The organism is Providencia sp. PROV073 (assembly GCF_033688125.1).
GTDB classification, from domain to species: Bacteria; Pseudomonadota; Gammaproteobacteria; order Enterobacterales; family Enterobacteriaceae; genus Providencia; species Providencia hangzhouensis.
This window is the reverse complement of sequence record NZ_CP096353.1, coordinates 68,264-92,642: the sequence shown is the minus strand read 5'-3', so window position 1 is coordinate 92,642 and position 24,379 is coordinate 68,264. Positions and strand designations below refer to the sequence as shown.

The window sequence follows — 24,379 nt, the reverse complement described above, 5'->3', positions numbered from 1 at the left end:
CCAATCGTAATATCACATCTTACTAAAAACCCTAAAAAAGCGCTTTAAAAATGAATACTTCCACTTAAGGCCTGCAAACAAAACAAATAGTCTGGCGAGCAAAACAACTAATTCACGATAACAAAACAAAATAAATTAAAGTGATAGATTCGCTATTGGAGGTTTCGCATGTACCGCGCACTCTGGGAATTACTTCGCCCCTATCGTTTCACATTATTATTTGCACTTATTTTACAAGCTATTGCAGGCCTCTGTTCACTCATTCCATTAATAGCAATTAGCCAAGTTGCAGTTGCTCCCGTTCATCAATATTATGAGTGGGTTATTATTGCTTGTACCGGTGGTGTAAGTTGGCTAATTTGCCAAACTCTTGCTCTGTATTTAACACATCAAACGGATAACCATCTCTGCCATCAAGTCAGACTACAACTTCTGAATAAAGTAGAAAAACTTCCATTAAACCACTTTGCCCAACATGGTAGAGACGGCTTTTTACAAATTGCAGATCGCGATGTGCGAGGGTTACATCAATTAACCGCTCATGCCCCCGCTGATATTACAAAATTGATTATCCTCCCCACAACAGCAACTCTCATTCTATTATGGCAAAATGCCCTACTCACCGTTTTTTGCTTAATACCGTTAATTGTCTCTGTTTTTTTATTTAGACAAATGCGTTCTGTGCGTTATCAGGCGCTATACACCGCACGTAACCAAGCAATGGGCTCTCTATATCAACAATACGCCGAACTCGCAGATAACCCGCTGCAAGCAAGGCAATATCCTAATCAATCCATTCAAAAGAAAGCATCACAAGCTCTATATCAATTTGAAATCGCCTTTAAACGATGGATAAGAAAAATAGGTGCCTTGAGCTCACTGACCCAAGTCGGTATCAGCAGCACATTGCTGTCATTATGGGTTATTTTTGGGGTCTCATTGCTGCCAGCGCCCGCGCCTCTCGATCAAATCATTTTGTTCATTCTATTAATCAGCAGTATCGCCGCACCGGTTGCTGCAATGGGGCATGGCGCAGACGCCTTAAACCTTGCCGTCAGCGCATCAGAACGTATTCGCCAGTTTCTAACTGAACCAGACATGCATTACGGAGAAAAGGACGTTATCCCATCCCAAGGTGAGCTCAAACTTGTCCAAGTTGACGTTAAAATAGGTGATAATCCAATATTATCAAATATTAATATCACCGTAGAGCCTAACGAATTTATCGCTATTGTCGGGGCATCTGGTGCAGGGAAAAGTACTTTATTACAGCTTATGGCGCGCTATTTAGACCCAACTGAAGGAAATGTGCTCTTTAACTCAGCGCCATTACCATCTCTATCATTGACAAGTTTGAACCGTACAGTTTCCATCGTCATGCAAAACTCCCCTCCTTTTCCTTGTTCTATCCGTGAAAATCTACAGCTATTTGCCCCCAACACCACTGAAGATAATATGTACCGTTATCTTAATGAACTAAACTTATTATCGATTGTAAAACAACAGCCTAAAGGGCTAGATGCCGTAATAGGGCGAGATATGGTGTTATCCGGTGGAGAAGCTCAACGCCTCGCAATTGCGCGTGCACTCCTATCGTCAGCGCCTTTATTGCTGCTTGATGAACCAACATCAGCGCTTGACCCACAAAATGCACAACGGGTTCTCAATTTATTACACTCCGAGCCGCGAACCTGTGTATTAATTACCCATGACTTAAGCGGTTTGAATCTAGCAGACCGCATATTATTGTTAGACAACGGAAAATTAATCGCACAAGGCTCGCATCAATACCTTTCAATACATTCAGAACCCTATCAGAAACTTTTACGTGCCTTGGAGGATAACTGTGCTTAAACGCTTATTGTACACCGTACGTAATGCTATATTTTGGATGACGCTAAGCGCTGTTTTAGAGGGAATTAGCGGGTTATTTTTATTTGTTGTTATTTTAGATTGGCACCTTGATACCACAATGCCATTAACATTATTCGCTCTTTCTATTTTAACGACATTAGCCGTAACATTTATAGCCACTCAAAAAGGCTATTTTGCTGGGGGGTTAGTGATGCGCTATCTTGCTACGGCACTTATTCACCATCTACCTCTTTCATTACAACCCATATCAAACAGCAACCAACTAATTTCAGGGCCGGTATCACAGGTTATGTCTGTACCTGCACATTTGTTGCATCCTATTATTAGTGGGTTAATTACACCTTGTACTATCGTGATCGGGGTTTTAATCTATCAAAGTACATTTGGCGCTATTTTACTGTTTATACTCTTTTTGTTATTAATTTCTTTACGCTTGTCTGCCAGCAAAATTGCTTTTTTCGAACGAGCAGTTCATGAGTCAGAACAACAAGCAATGAGTGCACTCAACCAATATGCTCTCCACCAGCCATTGATTCGTCGTTCAAGTACTCACTATGAGCACCTGCATCCTAAACTTGCCTTAGCATCCCAATATCAAACTCAGAGACAACTACAACGAAGAAGCTTGCCATTTCACTTATTATTTTCATTAATGGTACAAACCGCGTTTATTACGCTCTTTGGATTCGGAATTTATTTAGTTGATCATGCAAAGATGCCACTAAACATGTGGCTAGCCGGGTTAGTTTTATTAGCTCGTTTAATTGAGCCTATGTGGTTACTTTCTCATTTAGACCAATCAATTAGGCAAATGAAAAAAGCAATTCAACAAATCGAAAAAGCCTTGAAGGCCCCCGTGTTGAACTTTCCTTATCGTTCATTAACACCCACTATCGATAGCGTTAGCTGTGAACAGTTATCATTTTACAGTGATAATAAAAAACGCATTTTACAAAATATAAACCTTAACTTTAAAGAACATACAATTACCGTCATTGTAGGTCCATCAGGAGCAGGAAAAAGTACATTATTAGGCTTACTCGCCCGCTTACAAGACCCAACACATGGCAGTGTGAACTACGGTAATAAAAATATTAAAAACCTATCACAAGAGGTGTTGTGTGCTCGCCGGGGAGTCTTACTGCAAGATAGCCGTTTATTTAGCGGTAGCGTACGCCAAAATTTGGTACTTGATGATGATAATATTGATGACCGGGCAATCAGTGCATTACTGATACAACTTAATTTCACTGCCAATCATACGTTCTTAGAAAAAGAGGTAGGTGCCGGTGGTATGTTACTTTCTGGAGGACAAAGACAACGGCTGTGTATTGCAAGGCTGATTCTACAGCATCCTAATATCATTTTAATGGATGAACCAACGGCAAGCCTTGATAATATCAATACAGCCTCCGTGATTGACCTTATTACTCAAGCAAAACAACAAACACGTATCATCGTCACCCACCAGCCTAATCTCGCTCGCCAAGCAGACCATGTTGTGTATATGGAGAAAGGAAAAATTATTGCCCAGGGAACACATCTCGAATTAATGGCGAATATACCGTGGTACCAACAGTTTATACAACAAATGCCTAAGACTTAGGCGTTATATTGCTAGCAAGTGCTTATGGCCAAATACTCTCTTTGCCATAAGCACATCGCTTTATATTAACGCTTACCAAACAACCGGTGCTTAAACTCTTCAATTCGGTGGTTATCTAAACGGTTCTGCATGGTTAAGCTCCAACTTGCGGATAACCCTGCAGCACTTAAAAGCCGCTGATACAGCTCTTCATCATAAGGGGCGTGAAATGCAATCATAATCGCTTCTTGTACTGAAATATCACTATTGCGGCTTAATAAGGTTAATGGCGTATTTTCACTAACATTGCCTGTTTTAATGACACGGTACAACCAACCACAGCGCCCATTGTCTTGCATCATTTGTGCAAAATTTTCAATTCCCGTTAACCCATTGAGCTTATAACAAGGGGAACGAGGCTGAGTGACCTGAATACGCGCATCACCCCATGCAAAAATATCCCCAATAAATACATTTTCTTCACTCATACCCAATGTTGATATATTTTCCCCAAATGCAGAGGCAACAAATAAATCGGCTAAATCAGGATACGCATTTACCCAGAAATCATAATGTTCACGAGGATAATGGCAAAGTGCTCTATCAGGCCCGCCATGGAAGCGTTTTTCAGCTTGTTCATCGCCATCAAGTCCCAATTGCCCTAACATCAATAACCCATCGGCAGCTTGCTTGTGAATAGCGCTGTGCCCACAAAACTGGGTTGCTTGGACTTTACCGATAAAAACTTGGGGAGATACTTTCATGCAAGATCACACCTTAATACTCACATAGGATGAAATAACTGTTACTGTGTTCAAGTTACCATAACCCATGGTTAATAACCTCACTAATTTTTAGCAGGGCTCCTATCAATGTCAGCTCTAAAATAATATATATCAATAGCCCCCAAGTGAGCGTAATCCACCAAGAATTAAACCACTTTAAAAATATCCATGGAAACCCAAGAATACGCGATACGGTTATCCCTGGTAACCTCAATTTTGGTATCCCTTTTGTCTTTGGTACTATTTGCCAGATGATCATTAACAAGAACATACCGCTAAACATGATAGTTCCCACCTGATTATCACCACCTTTAATTGTAATATTCACTACGTCAGCAATGACAGACATAATGAATACATATATCCCTGTTAGCACCATTATCGAAAATAGAAAATCTACCAATAAAAATATAGCGCCAAAAGTGTCTTTATTTTTATTTAAAAAGAAAAATAATAACGCATCGCTAAGATATAAATAGAAAATAAAAATCATCGCAACTGCGATAATAACCCGGTTATCGATATCCGGAGACGGCGCCGCAATACAAAATATACTTCCCCAAAACATAAGAAGAAATAAATGAGAAAGAGAAAAACATACTCTAGGTTGACTGAAAAAAGCGGCCACTGCTGGATTAACTCGATCTGCAAGCTCTGGGTAATTTTGTATCAACTGCTGATATTGCTTCATCAACAAATCCAGCACCCCAGGTACTAACCGCATCCACCCAGTCACTTCTGCCTGCTTTCCAATTAAAAATTGCATTGTAAATGCTGAGATCGAGTACTTATGTGATGCTTCAATTTCGCAATCTCGCCATGCACGTTCAACAGCAGTTTTACGTAATTGATTTTGAATACCTTCTTGAATAAACATTGGAACCACACTGTCTGAATTATAATCATTTAACTGCCAATTCAATAATTCAGAAGCACAATCTACGGTCGATTCCATTAAGCCCTGCTGTTGTGATAATGCTTTGGCAAAATCCTTATGAAACTGAGCAAAAATGTGTAAATTGCCTTTTTCCATCACATGAGCCCAAAGAAAAGATAGCGCGGCCTTCCCTTTGCTTTCATTCTCCACAATCAGGCTCGCGACAGTATCAATTTCATCTTGAGTATAAACAGCTTCAGCCACAGTGATAGCTGGTAAAGGTTCATCCACTACAAATGTGTTTGATAGCCAATCAGAAAAATAAATATCTTGATACCTGGTGTGTTCATTTAATAATACGGCTTCACCATAACTTTCGTCTTCAGAAGCAACTTCAGGCTGAGAACTCACTTGATAAGAGGATACGTTTTTTGCATTTTCAAATGCTTCTCTTAGCTGCTGATACTCTTTTGGATGAGTATCGGGTCGATATTTTTTGAGTTGCTTTGCATAAGCCCTACGGATTTCTTTTTCATCATGAGTGAACGGAATTCCCAATATTTGCCACATATCCATTAATGCAAATCCCTTTCATATCGTTTCAAAAATTGAACAACTTGCTGGCGAAATGTTGCGATCAAGCGTAAATCTTGGCTATTTAACGCTATCTCAAACTCAGTTGTTATCTTATCGACCCAAAGTCTGTCATCACCGAGCAAGAATTCATATAATTGAGAACAACGGGCTAACAATTCTCTATTTTCAGGCATATTCCTTGGATGCTGCTTTAACCCTGCAATTTTTGCCAAGCTGGCTGAAATTTGAGCCTCACTCATTTGACCCGGTACCTTTTCAATCAATAACCGATAAACCTTAGGGCTACCTTGATAATGACACTCAACTTCAAGTAAACCATCAACCGTGTAAGTAAACCTAACTTCAATCGTCACTTCCCCGGCTGGTCGTGGAGGAATATCTATCTTTAATTCCCCAAGGAAAACATTATCTTTGACTAGGCGAGCTTCACCTTGATATACCTTGAGTAAAATATGCTCTTGGTTATCTACAATTGTACTTAGCTCCTGCATCTTACTGATAGGCAAGAAATTATTGCGTTCAATAATAGGAAGATAGTAACCAAATTCAAAACGCTCACCATGCTGTTTCGTGGTATCAACCCCCAATGAAAATGGCATGACATCGGTTAAAACGATATCATCCAAAGCGCAATCTGCCATTACCATACCTGCTTGGACACCAGCCCCTAAAGCAACTGCCTCATCAGGATTTAAATCATGCCGTGGAAATCGCCCGAAAAGACGAGCTACGGTTTGTCTAACGAGAGGCATACGTGTCGCCCCTCCCACTAGCAATATATCGTCAAGATCATTAAGCGAAAAACGGGAGTCATGCAATGCCTGTAAAATAGGTTGTTGAAGACGAGCTAATAAAGGCTGACAACAAGTAGCTAGCTCTTGTTCTGTCATTTTCCATTCAAAATCTGACTCATTCCAATGCATAGAAACATAGCATTCTGGTGCTTGACTCAAGGCTAACTTGAGATGTTCCGCCAATTTCAATAATTCAGGCCGTATCAGAAACTTATCTTTGTGTAATTCGGGGTACTTTTTCAACATCCATTGATAAATCACTTCACGAAAATCATCACCGCCTAAGCGTACATCACCACTACTAGCACAAACTTCGATAACGCCTTCAAACATATCGATGATCGATACGTCAAACGTGCCCCCTCCTAGGTCAAATGTGAGGTATTTATGTTCTTTATTTTCGAGTAACCCAAAAGCAAGTGAAGCGGCTGTTGGCTCATTTAATAACCTTACAACATTCAATCCAGCAAGCTGCCCCGCTGTTTTAACTGCGCGGCGCTGGACGTCATTAAAATAAGCAGGAACTGTAATTATGGCGTCTTTGACGGCATAACCTAACCATGCTTCAACATCATCTTTAAGTTGACGTAACAACAAAGCGGAGACTTCTTCAGCACGAAATACAAGCTTACCTAGTGTTATAGTGGCATCGGTTCCCATATAACGTTTGAAACTCGCTTTAGTTATATTAGGATGACTTTGTAAACGTTCATGAGCAGCTTGTCCTACGATAATCTGGCCTTCATCATCTAAACCAACCACAGAAGGTGTTAGAACGTTTCCTTGTAGATTAGGAATTAGGACTGATTTGCCATCTAACCACAAACTTACCGCACTGTTACTTGTCCCAAGGTCAATCCCCATGACTAAGTGTGTTGCTAAACGATCCATTTTTATTTATTCCTTATTTATCAACAAACTAAATCCATATCATTATTGAAATAAATTAATAACCAATATTTTAAATGATAATGAGTTTTATTTAACAATAAAAAGTAAAGTTTTGGAATCGATATCAAATTGTAGGCATAAAAAAAGCGCAGCATTAACGCTGCGCTTATAGCAAATTACGTTATCTTATAAGATTATTTAGCTTTCGCTGCAAAACGTGCCGCTGCTTCATCCCAGTTCACAACTGACCAGAATGCTTTAATATAATCAGGACGGCGGTTTTGGAATTTCAGATAATAAGCGTGTTCCCATACGTCTAAACCGATGATTGGGTAACCAGATGCGCCTGAAATAGCCTCACCCATTAATGGGCTGTCTTGGTTCGCTGTTGAAACTACAGCTAATTTACCGTCATCTTTCAGAACCAGCCATGCCCAACCAGAACCGAAACGGGTTGCAGCTGCTTTTTCAAACAGTTCTTTGAATGCATCAACGCTACCGAAATCACGCTCAATCGCAGCTTTTAATTCGCCTTTTAATTCAGTACCTAATTTCAAACCTTTCCAGAACAGACTATGGTTTGAGTGGCCACCTGCGTTGTTACGAACAAACGTACGTTGATCAGCAGGAATTTGGTCTAATTTTTGAATCAGAACATCGATATCTAAACCTGCTAATTCAGGTAGTTTTTCTAACGCTGTATTGGTGTTAGTCACATAGGTTTGATGGTGCTTAGTATGGTGGATTTCCATGGTTTGCTTGTCAAAATGTGGTTCCAACGCATCATAAGCATAAGGTAAAGCAGGTAATGTATAACTCATATTATTGTCTCCAGTGACGTAAATACCGCTATGTTTCTCATTTTTACCACAAGGCTCATAGGGTAAACACTTGCGTAACTTCGCACCTTGTGAATAACTATCTATTATAGTTATTTTACTGTTAATGAAAATCATTATCAAACCCATGAGAAATGTATGGATATTTATATTCGCTATGAGAACTTGTTTATTCAGTAACTAATACCAACAACCCCGCCATTTATTTTTCTTTAAATCTACCTTTTATTATATTTTTAGATTTATATATCAATTTGACATTTAGCATCAAATGATAATCCTGCAAATCTCATTACAATTAATACGTGATCTTCCGCGCAAAAGAAAAACAAATTTAAAAATCGTGCTTTAGTTAACCATTTTTTGACATAGTATTAACATCTGCAAGGAGATAATAATATGACTCAAATAACTAAACATCCCGTTCCTGCTGAAATTGCAAAAAATGCCCTGATAAACGAACAACAGTATAACGATGAGTACCAACGCTCGATTCAAGACCCTGAAGGATTTTGGGGCGAAAAAGGAAAAATCGTTGATTGGATTAAACCGTTCACTCGTGTTAAAAACACCTCTTTTGACCCCGGGCACATCGATATCCGCTGGTTTGAAGACGGTACATTAAATTTAAGTGCTAACTGTTTGGATCGCCATCTGGCTGAAAAAGGCGACCAAACTGCGATTATTTGGGAAGGCGATGACCCTTCATCGTCAAAAAATGTCACTTACCGCGAACTGCACCATGATGTTTGTCAGTTTGCGAATGTCCTAAAACAACAAGGGATCCGTAAAGGTGATGTCGTCGCCATTTACATGCCGATGGTTGTCGAAGCTGCTGTCGCGATGCTAGCTTGTGCTCGTATTGGTGCTATACATACGGTCATTTTTGCTGGTTTCTCCCCTGAGGCGGTCTCTGGTCGCGTTATCGACTGTAAAGCGAAGCTCATCATCACTGCAGATGAAGGCTTACGTGCTGGCCGCGCAATTCCATTAAAGAAAAATGTGGATGACGCACTCGCCAACCCACAAGTCACAACGGTTTCTAATGTGATTGTTTACCAACGCACAGGCAACGCGCCGAGCTGGATAGAAGGCCGTGATCTCTGGTGGCACGACGTCATCAAAGGCGTCAGTGCAGATTGCCCTCCAGAAGAAATCAACGCAGAAGACCCACTGTTCATCCTATATACCTCTGGCTCTACAGGTAAACCGAAAGGCGTTCTGCATACCACTGGCGGTTATTTAGTCTATGCCACACTGACATTTAAATACACCTTCGACTACCATCCAGGTGAAGTCTATTGGTGTACTGCAGATGTAGGCTGGGTAACAGGCCATAGCTATTTGTTATATGGGCCATTATCCAATGGCGCTAAAACATTAATGTTCGAAGGGGTACCTAATTACCCAGAAGTTAACCGAATGAGCCAAGTGGTTGATAAACACCAAGTCAATATCCTTTATACTGCCCCAACGGCTATCCGCGCATTAATGGCCGAAGGCGATAAAGCCATTGAAGGTACAGATCGCAACTCATTACGAATTCTCGGCTCCGTGGGGGAACCCATTAACCCTGAAGCTTGGGAATGGTTCTATAAAAAAATTGGTAACAGCCGCTGCCCTGTTGTCGATACATGGTGGCAAACCGAAACAGGTGGTTTCATGATCACACCACTTCCGGGGGCAACCATGTTAAAGCCAGGGTCTGCAACATTGCCATTCTTTGGTGTTCGCCCTGCATTAGTCGATAACCTTGGTGAACCTATCGAAGGCGCCACAGAAGGTAACTTAGTGATTGTTGATTCATGGCCGGGCCAAGCCCGAACCTTATTCGGCGATCACGAACGCTTCGAGCAAACCTACTTCTCAACCTTTAAAGGCATGTACTTTAGTGGTGATGGTGCTCGTCGTGATGAAGATGGTTATTACTGGATCACTGGCCGTGTTGACGATGTACTGAATATTTCGGGCCACCGTTTAGGTACCGCAGAAATAGAATCAGCGCTCGTTGCACATCCGAAAGTGGCTGAAGCTGCCGTGGTCGGTATTCCTCATAATATTAAAGGCCAAGCAATCTATGCTTATGTCACATTAATATCTGGGGTTGAGCCATCACCAGAGCTATACACCGAAGTTCGCAACTGGGTTCGTAAGGAAATCGGCCCTATTGCCACCCCGGATGTACTTCACTGGACGGATTCACTACCCAAAACCCGTTCCGGTAAAATCATGCGTCGCATCCTACGAAAAATTGCATCAGGAGACACCAGTAATTTCGGAGATACCTCCACTCTGGCTGATCCAGGTGTTGTCGAAAAACTACTCGAAGAAAAACAGTCTATGAGTATGTCATAACGCCAAAAGGCCAACTCATAGAGGCGGCCTTACATACATCCCAACAAGATGGTTTACTCTAAATAATTCGAGGTGCAGCTAGGCGACAAGCGAACGAAACACGAGGAGCATACATAAGTATGTGACTCGTGTGAGTGAGTGCAGTCAACAAAGCTGCAACTTGAAGTATGACGAGTATAACAGAGGAGAACTCTGATGAATGCTACTGCTTACGAAAAGGTAGAGGATAACCCTCGCTTTCAAGAACTGGTTAGGAAACGTAGTCGCTTTTCATGGTTGTTATCTGCAATAACGCTCGTGCTGTATGTGGGTTTTATTTTTCTTATCGCTTTTGACCCAAGTTGGCTTGGAACACCAATATCCGAAGGTTCATACATAACAAGAGGGATCCCTGTTGGTGTAGGACTAATCGTCATTTCGTTTTTACTTACAGGGCTTTACGTCATCCGAGCCAACGGTGAATATGACCGCTTAACGGCAGAAATTTTAAAAGAGGTAGAAAAATGAAAATATTGCTCTCACTCATTCTCTTTTTTACCTCATCAATGGCGTTTTCTGATGCATTGACAGGGGATGTTGAACGCCAGCCTGTAAATATTCAGGCGATTGTGATGTTCTTACTGTTTGTCGGCTTCACTCTGTATATTACCTACTGGGCGTCAAAAAGAACGCGTTCTCGCTCTGATTACTACACTGCGGGCGGGAAAATTACTGGTTTCCAAAACGGGATGGCTATCGCGGGTGACTTTATGTCTGCAGCCTCCTTCTTAGGGATCTCTGCTCTGGTTTATACCTCTGGCTATGATGGCTTAATCTACTCGATTGGCTTCTTAATTGGCTGGCCGATCATTCTATTCTTAATTGCCGAGCGCTTACGTAATTTAGGTCGCTATACCTTCGCTGATGTTGCTTCTTATCGATTAAAACAAAGACCCATTCGGATTCTATCTGCGGTTGGCTCTCTAGTTGTTGTTGCACTGTATCTTATTGCTCAAATGGTTGGTGCAGGTAAATTAATTGAATTGTTATTTGGTCTCAATTACCACGTCGCGGTTGTTATTGTGGGTATATTGATGGTGCTATATGTCCTATTTGGTGGAATGTTAGCCACAACTTGGGTGCAAATTATTAAAGCCATCTTGTTATTAGCGGGTGCAACATTCATGGCCGTTATGGTTATGAAGCATGTTGGCTTTAACTTTAATACCTTATTTAAAGAAGCCGTTGAAGTTCATAAAAATGGTATTGCTATTATGAGCCCAGGAGGACTGGTTTCCGACCCAATATCCGCCTTATCCCTTGGTCTTGCATTGATGTTTGGTACCGCTGGCCTCCCTCACATTATTATGCGATTCTTCACCGTTAGTGACGCTAAAGAAGCTCGTAAAAGTGTGTTCTATGCCACTGGATTTATCGGTTACTTTTACATACTAACCTTTATTATTGGTTTTGGTGCCATCGTTCTAGTCAGTTCCAATCCTGCATTTAAAGATGCTACTGGAGCACTTATCGGTGGAACAAACATGGCTGCTGTTCACCTTGCAGATGCCGTCGGTGGCAATTTCTTCTTAGGCTTTATTTCTGCAGTTGCATTCGCCACTATCCTTGCTGTTGTTGCTGGTTTAACCTTAGCAGGCGCCTCCGCGGTTTCTCATGACCTATATGCGATGGCAATGAAAAATGGTAAAGCGGATGAAAAAGATGAATTACGTGTCTCTAAAATTACCGTTGTTATCTTAGGTTTTGTTGCAATTGGCCTCGGTATTTTGTTTGAAAAACAAAACATTGCCTTCATGGTCGGCTTAGCATTCTCTATTGCGGCTAGTTGTAACTTCCCAATCATTTTACTGTCGATGTACTGGCGTAAGCTGACAACTCGCGGTGCATTGGCTGGCGGTTGGTTAGGGCTAATTACTGCTGTTGTTTTAATGATTTTAGGACCAACCATCTGGGTCAGTATTCTTCACCATGAAAAACCAATCTATCCATATGAGTACCCAGCCTTCTTCTCCATGATTGTTGCATTTGTTGCTTCATGGCTATTCTCTGTAACAGATAATTCAGAACAAGGAAAAATGGAAAGAGAGCGCTTTAAAGAGCAATTTGTTCGTTCACAAATTGGACTCGGTATTGAGCAGGGTAAATCACACTAAACCTAACTTTATTGCCACACCAAACGGCTCAGTGTATCGAGCCGTTTTTTATTAATAGTTTATTTAAACCTCTTTTAGTCTCATCATTATTTCTCTTTATATTATATTACAAATCAATATGATATATAAAATCACATAAAGGAGTTGATAGTATATTTAACTCTTTTATCAGAAGTTTTATGTAAAAAAAATCCTTCTTTCTACGTAGAGAAAAGAAGGATATTGATAATATTGAAAAACTTATTTTTGTTTTCGTTATTCGATACTATCTTGCATAGTGTTGTCTTTCTACATCAGCCCAATTTTCTACTAATGAATAAAACTCTGCTGAACTTGTTTTTCTTTCTTCTTGTAATTTTTTAAATTCTTGCTTGTTTTTCGGCGTATAACGAGAAAGTAACTGGTCTAATACAATATTTTTATCTGCGAATCGGGAACCTAGTTTTAATTTTTTATACAGCACTACTGTAATCAACCCACTGATAGCGAGCATTCCAATGACAGTGACAAAGCTATAGTCAATGCCAAGGGTATTTCTCACTGTATTTAACAGTAAAAAAGGAACAAAAAACATCACTAATAAAGAAAGAATAGTTGCACCGTCTTGCCCATTATTAAATTCATTTTCTTTCTGTTTATTTACAGAAATAATTTGGTCGAAAATTCGATGATTAGCGCTTTTTGATTTATTCATCTGACCCACCTTTGCTATACAAATATTGTTTACACGAAATACCATTCATTAAAAGGTATAACTTGCTTAGCTGGCCTATCTTTCATATCTGGATGTAAGTTTCTTTCCTTTGAAAATTTCACTTATAAGCAAACTTCATCGGTAACGTGATAGCTGGATATACCATTAACTACCTAACACAGTATAAATGTAAGAAATTGAAACATCAATTTAACAATTTTTATATAAAAAAATAAACAATCGTGCGCTTATTCATTAAAAATATACAAACAAAATAGTTAATTTATTTATGAGTAAAATTGGTTATTTTATTTTTATCTATTGATATTAATGAATTTATTGTTCAAATAATGACTTACTTGGGTTACTTAATTAACACCATAAAAACCATTAAAACTATAAACATTATAGGGCAAGTTAAGAATAATCCTGTCAGATAATTTCGTTAAGTCATTATTATTTTTAATAGATCATAGATTATCTATCAACCAGAGAGTCAAATCACACAGCAATTGCACTCGGAGATATAAACTTATCTAACCTACCTCTACTACCTTTGCTGTAAAGCTGTTATTTACTATTTTGCCCCCTTCAATTACATTTACCATCTCAATATCCCAATACAATAATTACGAAACCTGAAATATAGTCATCACTAAATATATATTCTTTGTCATCACAATTTATGAGCTTTTACTTGCTACTTTATGTTTCTTAATCACATTTATCACTTAAATACAGGGAATTGAGTTTTCCTCCTACCCTCCTCGTCCATTCCCTATACGGCTAAAAAGAGAGGTGAGCTGTTACTCACTACTTTGCATCCACAATATCCATTCAGCGCACCAATACAACCGATCCCCCTCCATTACTTCTCCTACCCCCTGTTATCCCACCATCGCCAACAGCCACCACCCTTTCAACAAGTGAGTTTTTCCTCCTACCCACCTCGTCCCGGTCAAAAGAGAGGTGAGTTGTTACTGACTACTTTGGCTCAAGCGGTATCATTCATCACCGTGATGGGCAAACATCCAATCCACAGTACTCTCGTGATATTCTTAAAATTCCGCTACCCTAAACAACCTGTGAGCTGTTACTCACTACTTTGTATTCACAATATCCATTCAGCGCACCAATACAACCGCTCCCCCTCCATTACTTCTCCTCCCCCTGTTATCACACCTTCACCAACAGCCACCGTCTCCTTCAACAAGTGAGTTGTTACTTACTACTTTGACTCAAGCGGTGTCATTCATCACCGTGATGGGCAAACATCCAATCCACAGTACTCTCCTGATATTCTTAAAATTCTGCTACCCTAAACAACCTGTGAGCTGTTACTCACTACTTTGCATTCACAATATCCATTCAGCGCACCAATACAACCGCTCCCCCTCCATTACTTCTCCTAACTCCTGCCATCTCACCATCACTAGCAGCCAACATCCCTTTCAACAAGTGAGTTGTTACTGACTACTTTGGCTCAAGCGGTATCATTCATCACCGTGATGGGCAAACATCCAATCCACAATATTTATTTGATTTTATTAAAATTCCGCTACCCTAAACAACCTGTGAGCTGTTACTCACTACTTTGCATCACGCACTCTCATTAATGATGGTGATAGATAGAGGGGAGCCCCAAGAGTAGCTAAAAAAGATGAAGAGACGTGTAATACATCGTCTAATGAGAAAGTAAGCGATAAAAAGGGAATTAAAATTAGGGAGTAAAGCATTAAGGAACTGAGGAACTAAAACTTAGGCACCCCACCTAACCTCAACATCCACTGTTTTTCTTTTTTTCTCCAAACGCAAAAAAGCCACCCGATGGGTGGCTTTCTCACTAATTTAATGTCTGGCAGTTCCCTACTCTCACATGGGGAGACCCCACACTACCATCGGCGCTACGGCGTTTCACTGCTGAGTTCGGCATGGGGTCAGGTGGGACCACCGCGCTATTGCCGCCAGACAAATTCTGTTTTGTTCCCGTTTAATTTGGTTTTCACCTTCCTTAAACCAGAACCTCAATCTCAAACAAGCTGCGTGTCCTTCACCTTGCGGCTTCTCACTTCTCGAAAAAAACTCTATCTCTCTAAAACACCTTCGGTGTTGTCAGGTTAAGCCTCACGGTTCATTAGTATTGGTTAGCTCAACGTATCGCTACGCTTACACACCCAACCTATCAACGTCTTAGTCTTAAACGTTCCTTTAGGACTCTTTAAGAGTCAGGGAAGACTCATCTCAAGGCAAGTTTCCCGCTTAGATGCTTTCAGCGGTTATCTCTTCCGCACTTAGCTACCGGGCAATGCCATTGGCATGACAACCCGAACACCAGTGGTGCGTCCACTCCGGTCCTCTCGTACTAGGAGCAGCCCCTTTCAATCTTCCAACGCCCACGGCAGATAGGGACCGAACTGTCTCACGACGTTCTAAACCCAGCTCGCGTACCACTTTAAACGGCGAACAGCCGTACCCTTGGGACCTACTTCAGCCCCAGGATGTGATGAGCCGACATCGAGGTGCCAAACACCGCCGTCGATATGAACTCTTGGGCGGTATCAGCCTGTTATCCCCGGAGTACCTTTTATCCGTTGAGCGATGGCCCTTCCATTCAGAACCACCGGATCACTAAGACCTACTTTCGTACCTGCTCGAGCCGTCACTCTCGCAGTCAAGCTGGCTTATGCCTTTGCACTAACCGCATGATGTCCGACCATGCTTAGCCAACCTTCGTGCTCCTCCGTTACTCTTTGGGAGGAGACCGCCCCAGTCAAACTACCCACCAGACACTGTCCGCACCCCAGATAATGGGGCAACGTTAGAACATCAAACATTAAAGGGTGGTATTTCAAGGTTGGCTCCACGCAGACTGGCGTCCACGCTTCGAAGCCTCCCACCTATCCTACACATCAAGGCTCAATGTTCAGTGTCAAGCTATAGTAAAGGTTCACGGGGTCTTTCCGTCTTGCCGCGGGTACACTGCATCTTCACAGCGAGTTCAATTTCACTGAGTCTCGGGTGGAGACAGCCTGGCCATCATTACGCCATTCGTGCAGGTCGGAACTTACCCGACAAGGAATTTCGCTACCTTAGGACCGTTATAGTTACGGCCGCCGTTTACTGGGGCTTCGATCAAGAGCTTCTCCTTACGGATAACCCCATCAATTAACCTTCCAGCACCGGGCAGGCGTCACACCGTATACGTCCACTTTCGTGTTTGCACAGTGCTGTGTTTTTAATAAACAGTTGCAGCCAGCTGGTATCTGCGACTGGCTTCAGCTCCATGAGTAAATCACTTCACCTAATGCCAGCGTGCCTTCTCCCGAAGTTACGGCACCATTTTGCCTAGTTCCTTCACCCGAGTTCTCTCAAGCGCCTGAGTATTCTCTACCTGACCACCTGTGTCGGTTTGGGGTACGATTAATGATAATCTAGAGCTTAGAGGCTTTTCCTGGAAGCGGGGCATGAGCTACTTCATCACCGTAGTGACTCGTCATCGGACCTCAGCATATAGTGAACCGGATTTGCCTAATTCACCTGCCTACATCCTTAAACCGGGACAACCGTCGCCCGGATAGCCTAGCCTTCTCCGTCCCCCCATCGCAATTATCACCAGTACGGGAATATTAACCCGTTTCCCATCGACTACGCATTTCTGCCTCGCCTTAGGGGTCGACTCACCCTGCCCCGATTAACGTTGGACAGGAACCCTTGGTCTTCCGGCGTGCGGGTTTTTCACCCGCATTATCGTTACTTATGTCAGCATTCGCACTTCTGATACCTCCAGCATGCCTCACAGCACACCTTCACAGGCTTACAGAACGCTCCCCTACCCAACAATATCTAAATATCGCTGCCGCAGCTTCGGTGCATAGTTTAGCCCCGTTACATCTTCCGCGCAGGCCGACTCGACCAGTGAGCTATTACGCTTTCTTTAAATGATGGCTGCTTCTAAGCCAACATCCTGGCTGTCTGAGCCTTCCCACTTCGTTTCCCACTTAACTATGACTTTGGGACCTTAGCTGGCGGTCTGGGTTGTTTCCCTCTTCACGACGAACGTTAGCACCCGCCGTGTGTCTCCCGTGATAACATTCTTCGGTATTCGTAGTTTGCATCGAGTTGGTAAGTCGGGATGACCCCCTAGTCGAAACAGTGCTCTACCCCCGAAGATGAGTTCACGAGGCGCTACCTAAATAGCTTTCGGGGAGAACCAGCTATCTCCCGGTTTGATTGGCCTTTCACCCCCAGCCACAAGTCATCCGCTAATTTTTCAACATTAGTCGGTTCGGTCCTCCAGTTAGTGTTACCCAACCTTCAACCTGCCCATGGCTAGATCACCGGGTTTCGGGTCTATACCCTGCAACTTATTCGCCCAGTTAAGACTCGGTTTCCCTACGGCTCCCCTATACGGTTAACCTTGCTACAGAATATAAGTCGCTGACCCATTATACAAAAGGTACGCAGTCACACCCTAAAGGTGCTCCCACTGCTTGTACGTACACGGTTTCAGGTTCTATTTCACTCCCCTCGCCGGGGTTCTTTTCGCCTTTCCCTCACGGTACTGGTTCACTATCGGTCAATCAGGAGTATTTAGCCTTGGAGGATGGTCCCCCCATATTCAGACAGGATAACACGTGTCCCGCCCTACTCGTCGAGTTCACAACACTAACACCTTCGGATACGGGGCTATCACCCTTTACTGCCGGACTTTCCAGACCGTTCTCCTGATGCTAATGCTGATTAAGACTCTGGGCTGCTCCCCGTTCGCTCGCCGCTACTAGGGGAATCTCGGTTGATTTCTTTTCCTCGGGGTACTGAGATGTTTCAGTTCCCCCGGTTCGCTTCGTTTGACTATGTATTCATCAAACGATAGTGCAACGGATTGCACTGGGTTTCCCCATTCGGAAATCGTCGGTTGTAACGGTTCATATCACCTTACCGACGCTTATCGCAGATTAGCACGTCCTTCATCGCCTCTGATTGCCTAGGCATCCACCGTGTACGCTTAGTCGCTTAACCTCACAACCCGAAATTGTTTCAACGTTCACTTTACTGTCATGGCTGTGCGTGCATTCCTTCTTTGTTGGGCAGTGCTCGCAATGCTCACATACTTATGCATGCTGCGCTTGCTGTGCGCTGGCCGCCGCGAAGGACTGACTGCTCGCTCATGCCACTCGCTAAAGTGACCGAAAATTTCAGGTCTGAAATTTTGAGAGACTCTCACATTGTTTAAGCGATAAACAATGTGCGTTGTTTTCAATTTTCAGCTTGTTCCAGATTGTTAAAGAGCATAATTATTCGCAATAGACTATTACTAATCTATTCTGAATAATCAGAAAAATTATGGTGGAGCTAAGCGGGATCGAACCGCTGACCTCCTGCGTGCAAGGCAGGCGCTCTCCCAGCTGAGCTATAGCCCCATAAAGGTATTTTCGGTATCAATGAATCTCTTTATAAGATTTTCTTATTCGGAGGTCTTTTTTCTTAGGCAAGGCGTGGATTAGCGAAGTTTACTTTTGGGTAAACGAGCTGAGCCATAACGCAGCATAAGAGAAAAGTGGTAGGCCTGAGTGGACTTGAACCACCGACCTCACCCTTATCAGGGGTGCGCTCTAACCACCTGAGCTACAAGCCTATCGATACCGCTACTCTATTTCATCAGACAATCTGTGTGAGCACTTCACAAAAACACTTCAATGGTAAGGAGGTGATCCAACCGCAGGTTCCCCTACGGTTACCTTGTTACGACTTCACCCCAGTCATGAATCACAAAGTGGTAAGCGCCCTCCCGAAGGTTAAGCTACCTACTTCTTTTGCAACCCACTCCCATGGTGTGACGGGCGGTGTGTACAAGGCCCGGGAACGTATTCACCGTAGCATTCTGATCTACGATTACTAGCGATTCCGACTTCATGGAGTCGAGTTGCAGACTCCAATCCGGACTACGACGTACTTTATGAGTTCCGCTTGCTCTCGCGAGGTCGCTTCTCTTTGTATACGCCATTGTAGCACGTGTGTAGCCCTACTCGTAAGGGCCATGATGACTTGACGTCATCCCCACCTTCCTCCGGTTTATCACCGGCAGTCTCCTTTGAGTTCCCGACCGAATCGCTGGCAACAAAGGATAAGGGTTGCGCTCGTTGCGGGACTTAACCCAACATTTCACAACACGAGCTGACGACAGCCATGCAGCACCTGTCTCAGAGTTCCCGAAGGCACTAAAGCATCTCTGCTAAATTCTCTGGATGTCAAGAGTAGGTAAGGTTCTTCGCGTTGCATCGAATTAAACCACATGCTCCACCGCTTGTGCGGGCCCCCGTCAATTCATTTGAGTTTTAACCTTGCGGCCGTACTCCCCAGGCGGTCGATTTAACGCGTTAGCTCCGAAAGCCACTCCTCTAGAGAACAACCTTCAAATCGACATCGTTTACAGCGTGGACTACCAGGGTATCTAATCCTGTTTGCTCCCCACGCTTTCGCACCTGAGCGTCAGTCTTTGTCCAGGGGGCCGCCTTCGCCACCGGTATTCCTCCACATCTCTACGCATTTCACCGCTACACATGGAATTCTACCCCCCTCTACAAGACTCTAGCTGACCAGTCTTAGATGCCATTCCCAGGTTAAGCCCGGGGATTTCACATCTAACTTAATCAACCGCCTGCGTGCGCTTTACGCCCAGTAATTCCGATTAACGCTTGCACCCTCCGTATTACCGCGGCTGCTGGCACGGAGTTAGCCGGTGCTTCTTCTGTCGGTAACGTCAATCGCTGATGATATTAGCATCAGCGCCTTCCTCCCGACTGAAAGTACTTTACAACCCTAGGGCCTTCTTCATACACGCGGCATGGCTGCATCAGGCTTGCGCCCATTGTGCAATATTCCCCACTGCTGCCTCCCGTAGGAGTCTGGGCCGTGTCTCAGTCCCAGTGTGGCTGATCATCCTCTCAGACCAGCTAGGGATCGTCGCCTAGGTGAGCCATTACCTCACCTACTAGCTAATCCCATATGGGTTCATCCGATAGCGCAAGGACCGAAGTTCCCCTGCTTTGCTCCTGAGAGATTATGCGGTATTAGCTACCGTTTCCAGTAGTTATCCCCCTCTATCGGGCAGATCCCCATACATTACTCACCCGTCCGCCGCTCGTCAGCGGGAAGCAAGCTTCCCCTGTTACCGCTCGACTTGCATGTGTTAGGCCTGCCGCCAGCGTTCAATCTGAGCCATGATCAAACTCTTCAATTAAAAAGCTTGATGCTCAAAGAATGTTTACTGTCGTATGTCTTCTTGCGAAAACATATTACCTATTAGTTCATATATATGAATTAACGTGTTAGTCACTCTTCAAGACTTAAAATCAAATATTTTTTTGATAGTGTCCTGTGAGTGCCCACACAGATTGTCTGATAAATTGTTAAAGAGCGTTGCGACTGAATCTTTCGATTTTTGAACCGGATTTTGTGAATCAGGTCATTGTCGCGAGGTGTCGTATAATACGTTTTTTATTTAGAAAGTCAAGCGTTTATTTTCAACTTTTTTCTTTCTCACCTCTGTTATCACTGGGTTATGAAGTTTTCTTCTAACCGGTTTGTCGTGACAACGGATGCGCATTATAGGGAGTCGAAAAATTCTCGCAAGTGTTTTTTTGAGTTTTTATCTTGTTCGTGTTTTTTTTAGCCAAAAACATATTTATAAGTTAAATTAGGTCTATATGTTGACTATTTAAGCAGCAATCACACATCTACTCACGTAATATATGCATCTAAGAATTATGCTTTGAGATGAATTATGGAATTAAGTAAGCAACAAACAGCCTCACAAAAAAATCGCTCTTATATTATTGCAGAAAATCTTGGCCAGTTGATTTTAACCAGCGCCTATTTACCTGATTCCATTTTACCCAGCGAATTAGAATTATCAGAACAATTCCAAGCGAGTCGAACAGCAATAAGAGAAGCAATAAAAATATTAGCGGCAAAAGGAATGGTATTAGCACGCCCCAAAATAGGTACCCGTGTTATGCCTCCCTCAAATTGGAATTTTTTAGACCAAGATCTCTTAACATGGTGGTCCAATAGTGAAGAGCAATCGGTCGTGATGGAACACTTTAAAATGGTTCGACTCGCAATAGAACCTCAAGCTTGTTATCTTGCGGCTATACATGCGACAAAAGAACAAAAACAATCATTACAATTATTAGCAAGTGAAATGCAGTTACTCGCCAAAGAATTTGACAGAGCGCATTGGGTGAAAGTTGATTATCATTTCCATTTAACTATTTACAAAGCTTGTGCCAATCCTTTCTTAATTTCTTTTGCTAATTTATTCCGTTCTATTTATCTGCGTTACTTTGATGTCATTACTAATAATGAGGTTATAGAGGTCGAAATTCATCAACAACTTGCCAATGCAATTATTCATGGTAAAAGTACAGTAGCACTCGACCTTTGCTATAACTTACTAACGATTACCCAAAAGCAAGACTAACAAAACAATATTCCATTAAAGCTTTCATTTATTTGTATAGGTAACTGATGTTCAAAACAGCGAAAAATATGTCTGGCCTTCCATGGATTGCGGCAATGGCCTTTTTCATGCAAGCGCTTGATGCCACAATTTTGAATACGGCTTTACCTGATATTGCAAGAAGCCTTGATCACTCGCCGCTTGCGATGCAATCAGCCGTAGTCAGTTATACGCTTACTGTTGCTCTATTGATTCCTGTTAGCGGCTGGTTTGCAGATAGATTTGGTACAAGACGTATATTTATTTTAGCGGTTTCTTTATTTTCTCTTGGTTCATTACTTTGTGCCCTTTCGCCTTCCTTAAATTTCTTAGTGACCTCTAGGGTTATTCAAGGAATTGGTGGGGCAATGATGATGCCAGTCGCCCGCTTAGCCTTAATAAGGGCTTACCCTCGAAGTGAGTTATTACCTATCTTAAATTTCGTCACCATCCCTGGTTTAGTTGGGCCAATATTGGGGCCTCTATTAGGTGGTATCTTAGTAACCTATGCAACTTGGCATTGGATATTTATTATTAATATTCCTATTGGTGTTTTAGGTATTTTTTATGCCTTAAAACATATGCCTGACTTTAAAATGCCAAAACGTAAATTTGATACTTTAGGGTTCTTATTGTTTGGTTCCGGCTTAGTCATGCTATCTGTCAGCTTAGACTTATTCAGTGATAAATCTCTTTCAACATCGATTCCAGTCACTATTGTCTTAGTCGGCTTTCTCTTCTTATTTGTTTATATTTTCCATGCAAGACGCACTAAGCACGCAATAATCCCATTGAATTTATTTAAAACGCGTACATTTTCTATTGGGATCAGCGGTAATATCGCGACACGCTTAGGAACAGGCAGTATTCCATTTTTAATGCCACTAATGTTGCAGGTGGGTTTTGGTTACGAAGCCGTTGTGGCAGGAATGATGATGGCACCACTAGCAATAGGGTCAATCACTGCTAAATCGGGAGTTACTCGGGTCCTAACTAAGTATGGCTACCGTAATACATTATTTGTTATCACCATTATTATTGGATTAATGATCGCACAGTTTTCCTTACAATCACCAAGTATGTCGATTTACCAGTTAATCGTACCTTTATTCATTTTAGGAATGGTGATGTCAGTGCAGTTCACCGCAATGAATACTATTTGCTTGGCTGATTTAACAGACAATAATGCGAGTGCGGGAAATAGTATGTTAGCGGTGACTCAGCAACTATCGATAAGCTTCGGTATTGCAGTCAGTGCTGCAATCTTAAACTTCTATGGTGGACAACCTAATAGCAATACGGTCGATAATTTTCACTACACTTTTATTACCGTTGGTGTCATTACGCTTATCTCAGCTTTTGTCTTCTTATTATTAAGTAAGACAGATGGTGATAATTTAATAAAAAACAAAACCAAAAAAGCGAAGAATTAATATTTTTTAACCGATTGGCGCTCAATTAGCTCAGGGGTAAGAACCAAAACGCTCGCCTTTGCTTCTGGGTTATCCATACGATAAATAAGTTGGTCAACAGCCTGTTGGCCTAACTTATCTTTTGGCTGATGAATTGTTGTTAGTGGTGGGATCATATAAGGTGAAAGATCGATATCATCATAACCAATAATTGAAATATCATCAGGTACTTTCAAGCCCTTTTGGTATATCGCTTGATAAGCTCCCACCGCCATCGCATCATTACCGGCAAAAATAGCCTCGGGAGGGACAGGTAAGCTAAGCAGTTTATTCATAGACTCAAACCCACCAGCAAATTCAAAATCACTGAAAATGATATAATCATCATAAATATTAATGCCGCCATCTGTCATGGCTTGAATAAAACCTTGATGACGTGCCCTTGCTGGTGATTTGTCTTGTGGTCCTGCAATACATGCAATACGGGTAAAACCAGATTCAATAAGGTAACGAGTGGCTATTTCCCCACCCAGAAAAGAGTTATCTTGAATGATATCGCCATCTGATTCGAATGGTGACCAGTCCATCATAACCGTTGGCACAGCGGGGTAACGAGCTAAAACATTTTTTGATGGCCCTTGAACTTCTGTGCACATAATCAATAGCCCATCAACACGCTTTTGTAGCAACGTTTCTAAACTATGATTCATCCGCTGAAGGTCACCTTCAGTGTTGCACAAAATCAAACTATAACCGCGTTCGTAACAACTCCGCTCTACCCCCCGCACTACTTCTGCGTAGAATGGGTTATTACTTGTTGTCAGTAACATCCCAATCGTATTAGTACGATTCATTTTTAAACTACGCGCTAACGCAGAAGGGGCATAGTTTAACTCTTCAATCGCATTTTTAACGCGAGTGGTAATGCTCTCGCTGACATAGCGATTTTGATTAATAACGTGAGAGACGGTGGATGTCGACACCCCCGCAAGGCGTGCCACATCTTTCATTGTTGCCACAAG

13 protein-coding genes, 2 tRNA genes and 3 rRNA genes are annotated in these 24,379 nt (G+C 42.3%); 7 read left to right on the top strand and 11 right to left on the bottom strand.

The window, feature by feature from the left end; translation table 11 throughout:
* Nucleotides 1-168 precede the first annotated feature (168 nt).
* Both M1F17_RS00355 and M1F17_RS00350 read left to right on the top strand, forming a co-directional pair.
* On the top strand, nt 169-1,854 hold the full coding sequence (locus M1F17_RS00355; RefSeq protein ID WP_318837163.1) for an ABC transporter ATP-binding protein: 1,686 nt from the start codon (nt 169-171) through the stop codon (nt 1,852-1,854).
* Entirely contained in the window at nt 1,847-3,481 is a 1,635-nt protein-coding gene (locus M1F17_RS00350; protein ID WP_206277635.1) for an ABC transporter ATP-binding protein, read from the top strand. Before M1F17_RS00355 ends, M1F17_RS00350 begins: the two co-directional genes overlap by 8 nt.
* A gap of 65 nt (nt 3,482-3,546) precedes the next feature.
* On the opposite strand, the gene yiiM is transcribed toward M1F17_RS00350, so the two are convergent.
* The 4 genes from yiiM to sodA all read right to left on the bottom strand — a co-directional run bounded on the left by yiiM (nt 3,547) and on the right by sodA (nt 8,225).
* A complete protein-coding gene (yiiM, locus tag M1F17_RS00345; RefSeq protein WP_110592749.1) occupies nt 3,547-4,224 on the bottom strand; it encodes a 6-hydroxyaminopurine reductase in 678 nt (225 codons plus the stop codon).
* Between the two features lie 55 nt (nt 4,225-4,279).
* The gene (locus tag M1F17_RS00340) at nt 4,280-5,698 is read right to left on the bottom strand and encodes a J domain-containing protein (RefSeq protein WP_180312270.1); all 1,419 of its coding nucleotides are present in this window, start codon (nt 5,696-5,698) and stop codon (nt 4,280-4,282) included.
* Entirely contained in the window at nt 5,698-7,404 is a 1,707-nt protein-coding gene (locus M1F17_RS00335) for an Hsp70 family protein (protein WP_241098241.1), read from the bottom strand. Before M1F17_RS00335 ends, M1F17_RS00340 begins: the two co-directional genes overlap by 1 nt.
* A gap of 194 nt (nt 7,405-7,598) precedes the next feature.
* Complete coding sequence (gene sodA, locus M1F17_RS00330) at nt 7,599-8,225, bottom strand: superoxide dismutase [Mn] (protein WP_094962904.1); 627 nt, start codon at nt 8,223-8,225, stop codon at nt 7,599-7,601.
* Between the two features lie 417 nt (nt 8,226-8,642).
* Between sodA and acs the strand changes: the two genes are divergently transcribed.
* The 3 genes from acs (at nt 8,643) to actP (ending at nt 12,751) form a co-directional block, all read left to right on the top strand.
* Nucleotides 8,643-10,598, top strand: a complete 1,956-nt coding sequence (gene acs, locus M1F17_RS00325; protein WP_206277636.1) for an acetate--CoA ligase — start codon at nt 8,643-8,645, stop codon at nt 10,596-10,598.
* 195 nt (nt 10,599-10,793) lie between these two features.
* Nucleotides 10,794-11,105 carry a DUF485 domain-containing protein gene (locus tag M1F17_RS00320; protein ID WP_144141072.1) on the top strand — a complete coding sequence of 104 codons (312 nt, stop codon included), beginning with the start codon at nt 10,794-10,796 and terminating at the stop codon, nt 11,103-11,105.
* Nucleotides 11,102-12,751 (top strand): cation/acetate symporter ActP, encoded by a 1,650-nt coding sequence (gene actP / locus M1F17_RS00315; RefSeq protein WP_004263246.1) that lies wholly within the window; start codon nt 11,102-11,104, stop codon nt 12,749-12,751. Before M1F17_RS00320 ends, actP begins: the two co-directional genes overlap by 4 nt.
* A gap of 265 nt (nt 12,752-13,016) precedes the next feature.
* On the opposite strand, the gene M1F17_RS00310 is transcribed toward actP, so the two are convergent.
* The 6 genes from M1F17_RS00310 to M1F17_RS00285 all read right to left on the bottom strand — a co-directional run bounded on the left by M1F17_RS00310 (nt 13,017) and on the right by M1F17_RS00285 (nt 20,685).
* Nucleotides 13,017-13,445 carry a hypothetical protein gene (locus tag M1F17_RS00310; RefSeq protein ID WP_036958622.1) on the bottom strand — a complete coding sequence of 143 codons (429 nt, stop codon included), beginning with the start codon at nt 13,443-13,445 and terminating at the stop codon, nt 13,017-13,019.
* A gap of 1,853 nt (nt 13,446-15,298) precedes the next feature.
* A 5S ribosomal RNA gene (gene rrf / locus M1F17_RS00305) occupies nt 15,299-15,414 on the bottom strand.
* Nucleotides 15,415-15,558: 144 nt separating this feature from the next.
* Nucleotides 15,559-18,464: ribosomal RNA gene (locus M1F17_RS00300) — 23S ribosomal RNA — on the bottom strand.
* Nucleotides 18,465-18,789: 325 nt separating this feature from the next.
* A tRNA-Ala gene (locus tag M1F17_RS00295) sits at nt 18,790-18,865 on the bottom strand.
* 138 nt (nt 18,866-19,003) lie between these two features.
* A tRNA-Ile gene (locus M1F17_RS00290) sits at nt 19,004-19,080 on the bottom strand.
* 65 nt (nt 19,081-19,145) lie between these two features.
* Nucleotides 19,146-20,685: ribosomal RNA gene (locus tag M1F17_RS00285) — 16S ribosomal RNA — on the bottom strand.
* The 16S, 23S and 5S rRNA genes sit together here with 2 tRNA genes alongside, the layout of an rRNA operon.
* A gap of 543 nt (nt 20,686-21,228) precedes the next feature.
* Between M1F17_RS00285 and M1F17_RS00280 the strand changes: the two genes are divergently transcribed.
* Together M1F17_RS00280 and mdtD are read left to right on the top strand one after the other, a co-directional pair.
* On the top strand, nt 21,229-21,927 hold the full coding sequence (locus M1F17_RS00280) for a FadR/GntR family transcriptional regulator (protein WP_004906351.1): 699 nt from the start codon (nt 21,229-21,231) through the stop codon (nt 21,925-21,927).
* Between the two features lie 47 nt (nt 21,928-21,974).
* On the top strand, nt 21,975-23,378 hold the full coding sequence (gene mdtD / locus M1F17_RS00275; protein WP_318837162.1) for a multidrug transporter subunit MdtD: 1,404 nt from the start codon (nt 21,975-21,977) through the stop codon (nt 23,376-23,378).
* Here mdtD and rbsR read toward each other — a convergent pair.
* On the bottom strand, nt 23,375-24,376 hold the full coding sequence (gene rbsR, locus M1F17_RS00270; RefSeq protein WP_164564183.1) for a ribose operon transcriptional repressor RbsR: 1,002 nt from the start codon (nt 24,374-24,376) through the stop codon (nt 23,375-23,377). The two genes, mdtD and rbsR, sit on opposite strands and share 4 nt — an antisense overlap.
* Nucleotides 24,377-24,379 lie beyond the last annotated feature (3 nt).

Excerpts from the sequence above, each read along its gene's own strand:
- M1F17_RS00355 (WP_318837163.1), top strand. The coding sequence starts at position 169 with ATGTACCGCGCACTCTGGGAATTACTTCGCCCCTATCGTTTCACATTA.
- yiiM (WP_110592749.1), bottom strand. The coding sequence starts at position 4,224 with ATGAAAGTATCTCCCCAAGTTTTTATCGGTAAAGTCCAAGCAACCCAG.
- M1F17_RS00340 (WP_180312270.1), bottom strand. The coding sequence starts at position 5,698 with ATGGATATGTGGCAAATATTGGGAATTCCGTTCACTCATGATGAAAAA.
- M1F17_RS00335 (WP_241098241.1), bottom strand. The coding sequence starts at position 7,404 with ATGGATCGTTTAGCAACACACTTAGTCATGGGGATTGACCTTGGGACA.
- sodA (WP_094962904.1), bottom strand. The coding sequence starts at position 8,225 with ATGAGTTATACATTACCTGCTTTACCTTATGCTTATGATGCGTTGGAA.
- acs (WP_206277636.1), top strand. The coding sequence starts at position 8,643 with ATGACTCAAATAACTAAACATCCCGTTCCTGCTGAAATTGCAAAAAAT.
- M1F17_RS00320 (WP_144141072.1), top strand. The coding sequence starts at position 10,794 with ATGAATGCTACTGCTTACGAAAAGGTAGAGGATAACCCTCGCTTTCAA.
- actP (WP_004263246.1), top strand. The coding sequence starts at position 11,102 with ATGAAAATATTGCTCTCACTCATTCTCTTTTTTACCTCATCAATGGCG.
- M1F17_RS00310 (WP_036958622.1), bottom strand. The coding sequence starts at position 13,445 with ATGAATAAATCAAAAAGCGCTAATCATCGAATTTTCGACCAAATTATT.
- M1F17_RS00280 (WP_004906351.1), top strand. The coding sequence starts at position 21,229 with ATGGAATTAAGTAAGCAACAAACAGCCTCACAAAAAAATCGCTCTTAT.
- mdtD (WP_318837162.1), top strand. The coding sequence starts at position 21,975 with ATGTTCAAAACAGCGAAAAATATGTCTGGCCTTCCATGGATTGCGGCA.